Source organism: Paenibacillus sp. 23TSA30-6 (assembly GCF_014858585.1).
GTDB lineage: Bacteria > Bacillota > Bacilli > Paenibacillales > Paenibacillaceae > Paenibacillus.
Genome location: NZ_SLTL01000036.1, coordinates 12,852 through 25,453, shown reverse-complemented (window position 1 = coordinate 25,453; position 12,602 = coordinate 12,852). Strand labels below are relative to the sequence as shown.

Below are 12,602 nucleotides of genomic sequence, written 5' to 3'. Positions count from 1 at the left end.
CTGTCTCCTTTATCCTTGCCCTGTAAAAGCCACCTACAGGCTGCTCACGTCTCTTTTAGCGACATAACGGGTCTTTATACCCAAACTTCGTTACAAAGGCTGTAAACCTATTTTCACGTCCACAAGGGTTATTGCATAATCCGGTGAACGGTGTATACATCTTTCACCCGTTTGATCCGCTCTACAACAGAATGTAAATGATCCGTATTGCGAATGAGTATCGTAATGTGAATCATCGCCATTTTATTTTTGTCCGTACGGCCTGTAACGGCTGAGAAGCTGGTTTTATTTTCGGAAATAGCCTGTAGTACCTCGTTCAACAAGCCATTACGATCATGACCCGTAATCTCAATATCGACGCTGTAATTTACTTCTGCGGCTTCTTCCCACTCAACCTCAATCACACGCGCCTGATCTTCGCCCGTACCCGAAGGGATGTTAGGACAGTCCGTGCGGTGAACAGATACGCCGCGTCCACGTGTTACATAACCGATGATGTCGTCTCCCGGCACGGGATTACAACATCGTGCAAAACGTACAAGCAAATTGTCGACGCCTCTGACGCTGACACCATTGGTCGGTGTTTTTTTCCGTTCGCCCTGCGGTTTATATTCCTTGACCTCAGACGTCAACTCAATCAGTCGTGCCTCTTCTTGCTCCCGGCGCAGCTTTTCTGTTAGACGTGTGCAGACCTGCGCTGCTGTAATCCCACCAAAACCGATTGCAGACAACATATCCTCGATATCGTTAAAAGAAAACTTCTGCGCAACTTCCTGAAGCTTGTCGTCGCTCATCCACACCGAAGGCTCTATATCGCGTTTTCTCAGCTCGCGTTCCAGATTCTCACGGCCTTTTTCGACATTCTCCTCACGCTTTTCCTTCTTGAACCATTGCTTGATTTTACTGCGCGCGTGAGAGGACTGAGCAATTTTGAGCCAGTCCTGACTAGGTCCATAAGAATGCTTGGACGTCATAATTTCGACGATATCGCCAGTTTTAAGCCGATAGTCCAGCGGCACAATTCTTCCGTTGACCTTGGAGCCAATTGTGCGGTTCCCGACTTCAGTATGGATGCGGAAAGCAAAGTCCAGCGGAACCGATCCGGCTGGCAGCTCAATAACCTCACCTTTTGGCGTAAATACAAAAACAAGGTCAGAGAAAAAGTCCATTTTGAGCGATTCCACAAATTCCGACGCGTCCTTCGCCTCATTTTGCAGCTCCAGAATTTCGCGGAAAAAGGTGATTTTATCCTCAAAATTGGTATTATTCGATCCGTTGCCTTCTTTGTAGGCCCAGTGAGCCGCGATCCCGAATTCAGCAGTACGGTGCATATCCACCGTGCGAATCTGTACCTCGGTAGGTTCGCCATTCGGACCTACTACTGTCGTATGAAGGGACTGGTACATGTTGGCCTTAGGCATGGCGATATAGTCTTTAAACCGCCCCGGCATCGGCTTCCACAATGTATGGATAATGCCCAGTGTGGCATAGCAGTCCTTAATGTTATCCACAATGATCCGAATCGCCAGCAAATCATATATTTCATTGAATTGCTTGTTTTTCGTCGTCATTTTTTTAAACACACTGTAAATATGCTTGGGACGCCCGGATAGATCGGCCTGAATGCCCATCTCTTCCAGCTTCTCAGCGATGCGTTCTATAACGTTATCAATAAACTGCTCCCGCTCTGCCCGCTTCTTATGCATCAAATTGGCGATGCGATAATATTGCTGAGGATTCAGATAGCGCAAAGCAATATCTTCCATTTCCCATTTAATCGCTGAAATACCCAGTCGGTTCGCAACCGGACAGAAAATTTCCAACGTTTCATAAGCGATCCGGCGCTGGCTTTCCTCGGACTGGTATTTCAAGGTACGCATGTTATGCAGACGATCCGCCAACTTGATGACAATGACGCGAATGTCCTGTGCCATGGCAATAAACATTTTTCGATAATTTTCGTTCTGTTGTTCTTCCTTGGAACGGAACTGGATACGCTCCAGCTTCGTCAGACCATCGACAAGCATCGCACATGTATCGCCAAAATACTCGCGAATCTGCGCCAAAGACACCGTCGTATCCTCCACAACGTCATGTAAAAGAGCGGCGATAATGGAGATGGTATCCATCTGCATATTAACGACGATATCAGCAACCGCAAGCGGATGCAGAATATAAGGTTCACCGGACTTGCGAGTCTGACCTGAATGGGCCTGCTCGGCAAAATCGTAGGCTTCCCTGATGCGGATAAGATCTGCTTCTCTGGTATAGGCCCCAGCCTTTTTAAGTAATTGCTCTATCCCCATTCTGCTCTATTCCGTGTCCTTTCTATGCAAAATGGAACCCGCCGATCATGTCGCGCAAAGGTTCCCTTTTAAAAGTGATTTCCTATAATTATGACGGTTACCACGTCACACGTCAACTATTACAGGTTTGGCATTGTCGTGTCATTCCGACACACTCGGTTCAATGAAATCAGGATTATTGGCGAAATGAAACGAATTATATTGAAAAAAATACGAAAAGTAATTAATGTATATAAGAATAATTGAAAGAACTAAGGAGTGAACTGCGTTGCAACGCGAAATTCAAGTTAATGAAAAGCTTCCGGCAGGACCCGGGTTCCTGCTCAGCGTACAGCATTTGTTTGCCATGTTTGGCAGTACCGTGCTGGTACCGAATATTTTCGGTGTCGATCCCGGCATGATTTTGCTTATGAACGGAATGGGCACATTGCTGTACATCTGGATCTGCCGTGGCAAGATTCCTGCCTATCTCGGCTCCAGCTTCGCTTTTATCGCTCCAGTTAGTCTCGTGCTTAAAAATAACCCCGGTGGCAATGGTTATGCCATGGCTCTCGGCGCTTTCATTGTTACAGGTATTATTTTCTGTCTCGTTGCGCTTGTCATTAAATATGCCGGAACCCGTTGGCTGGACGTAGTATTTCCACCAGCTGTTATGGGCTCCATCGTGGCGCTGATTGGTCTGGAGCTGGTTCCGGTTGCAGCAGGCATGGCGGGCATTATCAATGCCGATCCCACCAAAGCCTGGACCCCTGATCCCAAAACCATTATCCTTTCCCTTGTTACACTAGGGGTCACTGTTCTGGGAGCCGTGCTGTTTCGCGGGTTTGCCAAAATCATTCATATTCTGATTGGTATCGTGGTGGGGTATGTGCTCGCTTATTTTATGGGCATGGTAAATACGCAAGCAATTGCGGACGCTCCTTTTTTCGGACACCCTGCAATTACTACTCCAATATTTAACTCCTCGGCTATGCTGACAATTCTTCCAGTCGCTCTGGTGGTTATCGTGGAGCATATCGGGCATTTGCTTGTGACCAGCAACATTGTTGGACGCGAGCTGTCCAAAGATCCCGGACTGCATCGTTCGCTGCTGGGTAACGGTATCTCTACTATCTTTTCCGGCTTTGTCGGCTCGACACCCAATACAACCTATGGTGAAAATATCGGGGTCATGGCATTAACGAAAGTGTACTCTGTATGGGTCATTGGCGGAGCCGCTGTCATTGCCATCCTGCTGTCCTTCTCAGGCACCTTCTCGGCGATTGTTTCCAATATCCCGGCTCCGGTCATGGGTGGAGTATCCTTGCTGCTGTTCGGTGTCATTGCGGCCTCCGGTCTGAGAATCTTTGTGGAGCAAAAAGTTGATTTCGCCAAGCCGACTAACATGCTGCTTGCTACGGTTGTACTTGTTGTTGGAATCAGCGGTGCTACACTCACTTGGGGCGCTGTTACCCTGAAAGGTATGGCACTGGCTACGATTATTGGCATTATCCTTAGCCTGTTCTTCAAGCTGATTGAAGTTCTTGGCTGGTCCAATGATAAAACTCAAGAACCCTTGACAGAAAAAACACCGGATTGATGCCTGTCTCATCATATTAAAAATCGCCGACTCCATGTGCTAAGAATGAACACAACCTGCCAAACGGCAAAACGTGTTGACCATAGCATATGGAGAGCGGCGATTTTTTTATCATACTGCCTGTATTTTCAAACAACATCACACACGAAAACGGGATACCACCTGATTGAGCGTATCAGAAACGCCTGTAAGCGACTTGGCTGAGCTATCCAGACCTTCCAACGCTTTCAGTTGCCGTTCGGACCGTTTCGAGGCTTGCCCAGCACGTTCAGCAGAAGCTTTCGCAATATCGGCAAGGTAACTAATAGATGCTGCAACCTCCTCTGAGCCTGCTGACATTTGCTCCGAGGCCGATGAGACCTCCTGCACTTCAATCGCAACCTGCTGGATATCTTGATTCATTGCAGCAAAGCGCTGCTCGACCTCCTGCAAAATTGCCACTCCTTCATCCATCTCCAGAGTGCCCTGTTGCATTCCTTCCATTGCTAATTTCGTTTCTTCCTGCATGGACCGGATTCGGCTTGTAATTTGCTCCGCAGACTGGCTAACATTTACGGCAAGCTTGCCGATCTCCGAAGCCACAACGGCGAATCCACGTCCATGTTCACCCGCACGTGCGGCCTCAATGGAAGCATTCAGCGACAGCAACTTGGTCTGCCCGCTAATTTCCTGAATGATCCCGATAATGCTGCCAATCTGAGCCGACCGTTCATTCAACGAACCTACTACCTTGCCTGCTTCATCCATAGATACCTTCGCTTTGCGCATTCCTCGGGTGACCTCGGTCAAACGTTCATTTCCTTGATGTGCCTTATGTTCAATGCCTGTGGTGGCTTCAGATACCTCCTGTATGGATTCGGCAATACGTTGAACACCAACAGCCATTTCCTCCATCGCAGTCGCACTCTCTGCCGCAGCAGCCAACTGTTGTTCAGCGCCTTCCTTTACCTGAGCCAGCTCGTCAGCATTGTACTTCGCATCCTCAGCGGCGCCGGAAATATCTCGGGAAATGGTTGAAGATACCGTCGTAATCACGCCGGATTCTTCGCTCAAGCGACTTGCCATCTCCCTTGTAGCAGCAATCACCTGATTGATTCCCTCTGCCATTTGACCAAACTCATCCTTACGATTATGAGATACCTTAACTGTATAATCTCCAATGGCCATGCGATTCGTCATCTGCATTATTTTTTTAATTTCTTTGACCATTCCCGAATTGCTAACCAGCAAAGCCCCCATAATCAATAGGATTCCGATAGCACTAACGATAAGGAGCAGCTTAAGCATTTCGTTCGCAGGACGATTCAGCTCCGAAATCGGCAGCAGCACCCCAATTTTCCAACCGGTTTGCGAAATTGTATCATACAATATCCGATAATCCTCATTCCCGATGGACGCGGATATCTGCCCGGAAGCACCGTTTTGGATAGCTTGTGCCGCCTCCGCAGTCAACACCTTTGTTAGCGGCTCACCTGCTTTTATGGATTGTAGCCCCGATGACAGGATCGCTCCATTCTTGTCCATCAAAACCGCTCTTCCTTGAGCACCAAATTTCATCCGTTCGATATAGGCTTGAATACTCGCCATACTTAAGTCACCCGTAATGACACCCATCAGCTTACCTGTTCGGTCATAAAATGCTTTTCCGGCAGTAATCATATTTACTTTCATTTTGGAATCGTAAAAAGGCTCCGTAAAGTTTATATCTTTACCTCGCTCAACAGCCCCTGTATACCACAACTTTGTTAAATAGTTATATTGGGGGTCATTATATTCAGTCGTTTGCTTCATTTGTTTACCATCTCTATACACATAATTGGATCGATATGTCGTATCAGGCTCATACGCATCCTTGGCGAAAAAAACACCCAGACCATAGGTCATATCATTCAATGCCAGCTCTTGTTCATACAAATGTCCATAATCATCAATCTTCGTTCCTGTCCCCAACTGTTCTGCACTCTTGGCCAGCATGGAGACCAGTAAAGCATGCCGATCCACATTAGCTGTAATATCCGCTTTAACTCCCGACAGAGAATGGGTAGCATTCTGACTAATTTCCGCGTCCAGCTTTTGCTTGGCAAAAAAGTAAGATAATAAACTGATTAAAATCAAAGTCAGAAGTACAAGAGGAACCAAGGTAGAGAATGTTCGTGCCTGTAAGCTTTTAAATTGAATCGTACGCAATATAACCACCCCTGCCCCTTTTCAACTGTTTATCGACATTTTGTTCAAATTATTTATAACGATTTCCGTAAATGAATTGAAAGTTTATGTAAATTACATTCCCAACCAAAAACACACCTAAACAAAAATAACCCGATGGAGCAACTCTTTAAGAAAAGAGAAGTTCCATCGAGCTATTTAGGTTATTGATGCTCAAATATTTCCCGGGAAAACCTCGGCTTTAGACGCTTAGTACGTAATCAGCGTAAACACATCTACGTCAGGCAATTTCGCCCGTCCATTCAGATCAGACAGCTCTATAAGAAAAGCAGCCCCTACCACATTTCCACCAAGCTGACGTACCAAATTCACTGATGTAGCAATGGTTCCACCTGTAGCAAGCAGATCATCCGCAATCAAAACATTTTGTCCCGACTCAATTGCATCCGTATGCATAGCCAGCATGTCCTTGCCGTATTCCAAACCGTATGCTTCCTCGATAGTCTCACCAGGCAACTTGCCACTTTTACGGATGGGAATAAAACCAACACCAAGTGCATAAGCCAGAGGCGCACCTACAACGAATCCACGTGCTTCGGGACCTGCAATCAGATCAATTTTCAAATCCGATACCAATTCCTTCATATCATTGATTGCCTTGCGGTACAGTTCTCCATTTTTCATCAGGGTCGTAATGTCCTTAAAACTAATCCCTGGTTGTGGAAAATCGGGAATCACCCGAATATATTCTTTGTAGTCCAACTTAGTTCCTCCTACTGTAAACTTCTAATTAGTATATCCATCCTATTTCATCAGCTTTGAGGCTATGCCTCAAGACGCACCCTTCATAAGCGACATAATCCAGCTTGTCATCTGGGTTGTATCCGCATCCAGCAAATAACGCTCCATTTCAGCCATATCATGCAATTCCTGATACCGTGGAGAAGCCGTTAAATCCCGCTTGGGCGGATTGGACACAAAACAGAATCGCCCTTCTGTACGCGTTATAAACTCAAGCTCCTCGAAAATGTCCAGCACTTTAGATAGCATTCGTACTGAACAGGAGCATTGGCGGCTAAGGGCAGGCAGCATTGCTTTTTCGTCCACAGGCTGCGTCCCTACTCGGGAAAGCACAACGTAAATACGCTTGAACAGCTCCCTGTCCGGGCTGACGAGCCGACCGCCTCGTTCACTGACCGAATGAAGAAGAAACACATTCTCCACATCTTCAAACGTAGACCACAATGCCTGCAACTGCTCTGGCGTATCCGGTGGCTCCAACACGAACAGTGACTTTACAGAGTGTTGCGTATCCCTTCGATCATCACCGGGAGTAACGCCGCTCTCCTTATCATATACCCATATGGATTCGGCGTTCACTGAACGAGACGGACGAAGCCTGGACGATGGATGCATCACAACAGCAACGTCATTTTTTCGTTCTTCTATACGAGGATGAAAAATCTTAAGCCCCCGCTCCAGCTCGGCAAAAGGGTCTGATACTCCCCGATAATCAAAAATTTGCGGAGCCTGTACACGGATATCCTGCATCATCAGTTGAAGAGAGCGTTTGCCGTTCCATTCATTAACAGACAGTTCGCCCAGCAGATCCAGCTCGGATTGCTGCTGCAAAAAATCAGCCAGATCGCCACGCCGGAAGGCAATCGCATCCAGCGATAATCCGTTCTGCTCCAATAGCAACTTCACATGATTCTTCTCACGCCCCATTTTACGAGCCTCACGCAATTGAAGACCCTGTAACACGAAACGTGGAGTAGGGTTCCCCATACCAAAGGGTTGAAGTAACTCCAGTTCTTCAACCACCTGTACAGATACCTCGTCCAGACGACAAACCATATCTGCCTCGGCTACAGGAACGAGATTGTCTGGCGTCAGAATGGAAGCGGCATAGCGATTTAGCCGTTCCTCAAACGCCGCCAGATTGTCGCGAGACAGCGTCATACCCGCAGCCGAAGGATGACCGCCAAAATGCTCCATCAAGTCATGACTGTCTGTCAGAGCACTGTAAATATCCAGGGCCGGAATAGAACGGGCAGACCCTTTGCACATGCCTGTCTCTGCATCTATGCCAAGAATAATGGTTGGGCGATAATAGCGATCCAGCAGCTTGGAGGCCACAATCCCCACGACACCTACATTCCAGCCTTCACCAGCCAATACGATGACAGACGGGAGCGTACCTCCATTCAGCTTGGCTGTCAACTGCTGCTCGGCTTGCTCCACAATACGTTCAACCACTTGCTGACGCTCCCGATTGAGCAAATCCAGCGCATGCGCAAGCTGATCCGCTTCCTCCTCCTGCTCTGTCGTCAAAAGGGAGACCGCCCGTCCTGCATGATCCAGGCGTCCGCTGGCATTAATCCGGGGAGCCAGAGCAAATGCGATGTTGACTGAAGTCACTGTAGACATATCCACGCCCGCTACACTGAGCAACGCTCGGATACCTGGAAACGCAGAGCTTCTCATAGACTGAATCCCTCTACGTACCATCGTCCGGTTCTCACCATATAACGGCATCAGATCGGCTACCGTACCAATAGCAGCAATTTCAAACCATTCCTCGGGAACTTCACCCAGCAGCGCCTGTGCCAGCTTTAGAGCCACACCAACACCAGCAAGGCCCTTAAATGGATATGGACAGCCGGGCAGCTTCGGATTGATCAGTGTATACGCTTCAGGCAGCACAGCAGGAGGCTCGTGATGGTCAGTTACAATAACATCTATGCCCAGGGTTGCCGCATAAGCGATTTGCTCTACTGCACTAATTCCCGTATCCACCGTAATGACCAGCGTAACCCCTTGCTGATTAGCCCAATCAAGGGCATGATTGTGCAGTCCATATCCCTCATTGGATCGGTGCGGAATATAAATATCATACGAAGCTTTCAGGAAGCGCATAAGCTGAATCATCAATGACGTACTGGATACCCCGTCCGCATCATAATCACCATAAATTAATATGTGTTCGCCACGCTCCAGCGCCTGACGGATTCTCGGCACTGCCTCTTTCATGCCCAGGAGCAGAAAAGGGTCGTGTATGTCATCTGCACTTCCGTACAAAAAGCGGTTTGCTTCCCCGGCCGTAGTGACACCCCGATTCACTAAAAGCCGGGACAACAATGGTGAAATCCCCAGCTCTTCCGTCAACGGCTGAGCCGCCTTCAGGTTAACCTCCGGGGTCTTCCATCGGTACTGCGAATGAAGCAATCCTATTCACCTTTCTTTCATAGTCGTCCTGCCATTATTGCAGCAGGGACGACACATCATTATCCGGTAGTTCATGATTAGACTTGTAAGGATACCCGGCTTGATAAGAAACGAACTGCATCTGTACATGGGTCACCTGCGGAAACCGCGCCAGTAGCAGATTTTTTGCCCGATCAGCAATTTCCTGCGCTTCTTGCACCGTAATCCGGGGATTCACGCTAATGGTTACATCCACAGTTATAAAAAGACCTGCTTCCTGCGCATGCAGATGCTCAACTGTTACGATACCATGCACCCGCTGAATCGTCTCCATGAAGCGTTGTGAGTCTTCCTCACGCAGAGGTTGTGCAGGAGCCGGATAGGCGGTATTCAGTACCATCAGATATCCTTTACGTAACACCAGACAGGCTACCAGCAGCGCAGCAGTTGGGTCAAGGTATAATAATGCAGGCCACTCCATCGCTTCGCCTGTCATTGCCCCAATCATACCGATCAGTGCAATCAGCGACGCATAAAGCGAGTACCGTTCATGATTAGCGTACAAATCTGCTTCGACCTTATGACCGTGTTTAATGGAGTAGCGGTATTGAAACTGAAACAGCGCCTCTCTCAGCACCAAAGCAGCGAAGGCGGTAATGAGCGCATACAGACCTGGTGCCTGTGGCTCTGGGCTGCTTAAAGAGCGAACAGCCAATATGCCCAACTGAAGGCCACTCATCAGCACCAATATAGCCAGTACCACCGATATCACAGTTCGGACTTTTTCACCGTTCCGCAACCGTGCCAGTATACCATGCTCTGCTGCACCTTTGGAGAACAAAAGCTCCTGCAAACGAGAAGCACTATCCGCAGCCGTGTGCAGCGCATCCCCCATCAACGCCTTGCTGTTTGCCGCATAACCGACGGTTCCCTTTAGAACAGCCAGTGCAAGATTACCTATAATCCCGCTCCACGCCGCAGTTTCCAATGATCGGCTGCGTTCGCTATTCACAACGTATCCCCCTCAATCCTGAACTGACAATTCCCCGGTAATGCTCCATTTCAAATTCTCCAAACCTTAGAAAACCGCGCCCATACAGACGCGGCTTTCTCTTTAATTCATACTGCTGATGTCAAGCGTAATTTTAAGACTTTGCAGTCTTGGCCGCACCACCGCCAGCTGCCGGAGACTTTTGTTTTCCTTTCAAGGCCACCCACAGCGGGCTGGCAATGAAGATGGAAGAATAAGCACCAAACAACAAACCGATAACCATCGCAAGCGAGAACATCCGAATCGACTCGCCGCCAAAAATGAACAAGCACAAGGAGGCAATAAACACAGTAAACACCGTTGCAAGTGAACGAGTCATTGTCTGTGCAATACTGTGATCGACCACCTGCTCCAAGTCGTCCCTGGACTTCTTCTTCGCAAATCGTAAATTTTCCCGAATGCGGTCAAAAATAACGACGGTGTCATTGATGGAGAAGCCGACAATCGTCAGAATTGCTGTAATAAAGGTCAAATCCACCTCAAGTCGGAAGATCGAGAAAATACTGATAACGAGAAAGGCATCATGCAACAGCGAAACAATGGCTGCGATGGCAAACCGCCATTCAAACCGGATCGAGATATAAGCAGCAATGGCTACACAGGCTAACAAAATCGCCCATATTGCATTTCGCTCCAGCTCTTGCGCCATTTCCGTATCTACCGTATTAACCTCAAAGGAAGCCTTCGGATCAAGCTCTTTATTGAAAGATGTTTTAAAATCATTCACTTGCTGATCCGTCAACACCTGCGAAAAGCGAATACCAAAGCGCTCTTTACCCGGCGTATAATCCACCTCTTTGCCAATACCCTTCTTGTCCAGCAAAGTTTGAATCTGTTCCTGTGTAACTGCTTTGGTCAGATTGACATCCACATTGGAACCGGAACGGAAATCAACACCGTAATTCAAACCGAAAATCGACAAGCTCAAAATACCAAGCAGCGTGATAATAATCGAGAACGTGTAAAACCATTTGCTCATCTTGATATATTTATAGTCCCAATTAAAGCGCACTAATATCACTCTCCTTCACACCAAAATACTTGGGCTTCTTCACAGCATCCGCTTTAACCAGCAGATTGAGCAAGAAGCGGGAGAAGAAGATATTCGTCAAAATACTGGTGACAATATCAACGATGAGCACCAGAGCGAATCCTCGAACGGAGCCTGTTCCCAGACCAAACATAACCGCTGCTGCTATAATTGTCGTAACATTGGCATCCATAACGGTACGGAACGAGGCCTTACTACCTGCAATGACAGAAGAACGAATCGTTTTGCCTGACTTGATTTCTTCTTTAATCCGTTCATACGTAATGATATTGGCATCGACCGCCATCCCGATCCCGAGCACGAAGGCTGCAATACCCGGAAGCGTAAGCACGAAACCGCCCAAATAGAAGATCGCAAGCACCACCCAGGTATGAACGATGAGACAGAAGCTGGCAACCAGTCCCGGTACACGGAACATCGCAATCATAAATACCAGAATAATGATCGAGCCGATCAAACCGGCACGGATCGTTTGATCCAGTGACAGTTGACCCAGCGTAGCACCTACACTCTGAGAATATTTTTCCGTCAGTTTGAGCGGGAGTGCACCCAGGTTAATCGTATCGGCCAGCTTGTTCGCTTCATCACGAGTATAGCTACCTGTGATCGATGCGCTGCCATCCGTCAGTTCTCCACGTACCGTAGGGGCGGAGAGCAATTCCTGATCCAGGAAAATAGCCAACTCTTTATTAAGAAGTCGCTTTGTAATCTCTGCAAACTTGGCTTTGTCTTTCACTTTGATACTAATTTCAGGTTGATTCAGTTGGTCGAAGCCGACAACAGCGCCATTCTCCACAAAATCATTACCGCGAAGCTCAATTTTGCTGTATTGGCCCGGCTTTTTGGCATCCGCTGCCGTTGCACTGCGGAAGGTCAACTCGGCAGGCTTTTTCAGCATGGAGCGGACTTCTGCTTCATTGGAGACACCAGCAAGCCGTACACGAATACGGTTGCTACCCTCCGTTGTTACTTCCGGCTCAGTTGTACCAAGCGCGTTTATCCGTCTCTCCAGACTTTGAGCTGTTTGTATAAGAGACTGGCTGGTTACACTCTGCCCGGCTTCCAAAGGCTGGGCTTCATATAAGATTTCAAAGCCTCCCTTTAAATCGAGGCCTAGTTTTAAACTGTTCAGCAGGCCCGGGCTTGTCCCGACCATAACACCAGTGGTTATGAGCACGACCACGATGAAACTTAGAATTCTCTTCATTCCGTCCCATGTTCCCCTTTCATTCTCAATATTCC

The 12,602-nt window shown here is 47.9% G+C and carries 8 protein-coding genes; 1 reads left to right on the top strand and 7 read right to left on the bottom strand.

All coding sequences use genetic code 11. The annotated features are described in order from the left end of the window. Nucleotides 1–128 precede the first annotated feature (128 nt). The gene (locus E0698_RS23205) at nt 129–2,306 is read right to left on the bottom strand and encodes a RelA/SpoT family protein (RefSeq protein ID WP_192513039.1); all 2,178 of its coding nucleotides are present in this window, start codon (nt 2,304–2,306) and stop codon (nt 129–131) included. Nucleotides 2,307–2,574: 268 nt separating this feature from the next. Between E0698_RS23205 and uraA the strand changes: the two genes are divergently transcribed. Then, nucleotides 2,575–3,885, top strand: a complete 1,311-nt coding sequence (gene uraA / locus E0698_RS23200) for a uracil permease (RefSeq protein WP_192513038.1) — start codon at nt 2,575–2,577, stop codon at nt 3,883–3,885. A 138-nt stretch (nt 3,886–4,023) separates the two neighbouring features. Here the strand turns inward: uraA and E0698_RS23195 are convergent, their stop codons facing one another. The 6 genes from E0698_RS23195 to secD form a co-directional block, all read right to left on the bottom strand. Beyond that, nucleotides 4,024–6,081, bottom strand: coding sequence for a methyl-accepting chemotaxis protein (locus E0698_RS23195; protein WP_337916444.1), 2,058 nt, complete (start codon nt 6,079–6,081; stop codon nt 4,024–4,026). A gap of 219 nt (nt 6,082–6,300) precedes the next feature. Beyond that, nucleotides 6,301–6,813 carry an adenine phosphoribosyltransferase gene (locus tag E0698_RS23190; RefSeq protein ID WP_192513036.1) on the bottom strand — a complete coding sequence of 171 codons (513 nt, stop codon included), beginning with the start codon at nt 6,811–6,813 and terminating at the stop codon, nt 6,301–6,303. Nucleotides 6,814–6,882: 69 nt separating this feature from the next. Next, nucleotides 6,883–9,279 carry a single-stranded-DNA-specific exonuclease RecJ gene (gene recJ / locus E0698_RS23185; protein WP_192513035.1) on the bottom strand — a complete coding sequence of 799 codons (2,397 nt, stop codon included), beginning with the start codon at nt 9,277–9,279 and terminating at the stop codon, nt 6,883–6,885. A gap of 34 nt (nt 9,280–9,313) precedes the next feature. Further along, on the bottom strand, nt 9,314–10,270 hold the full coding sequence (locus E0698_RS23180; RefSeq protein ID WP_192513034.1) for a cation diffusion facilitator family transporter: 957 nt from the start codon (nt 10,268–10,270) through the stop codon (nt 9,314–9,316). A 133-nt stretch (nt 10,271–10,403) separates the two neighbouring features. Continuing rightward, nucleotides 10,404–11,321: a protein translocase subunit SecF gene (gene secF, locus E0698_RS23175; protein WP_149093681.1), complete on the bottom strand. Its 918-nt coding sequence runs from the start codon at nt 11,319–11,321 to the stop codon at nt 10,404–10,406. After that, nucleotides 11,311–12,567, bottom strand: coding sequence for a protein translocase subunit SecD (gene secD / locus E0698_RS23170; RefSeq protein WP_149093680.1), 1,257 nt, complete (start codon nt 12,565–12,567; stop codon nt 11,311–11,313). The genes secF and secD overlap by 11 nt, the downstream gene beginning before the upstream one ends. Nucleotides 12,568–12,602: the final 35 nt, after the last annotated feature.

What these genes read in the sequence shown, in the direction of transcription:
- E0698_RS23205 (WP_192513039.1), bottom strand. Translation starts at nt 2,306, where the DNA reads ATGGGGATAGAGCAATTACTTAAAAAGGCTGGGGCCTATACCAGAGAA.
- secD (WP_149093680.1), bottom strand. Translation starts at nt 12,567, where the DNA reads ATGAAGAGAATTCTAAGTTTCATCGTGGTCGTGCTCATAACCACTGGT.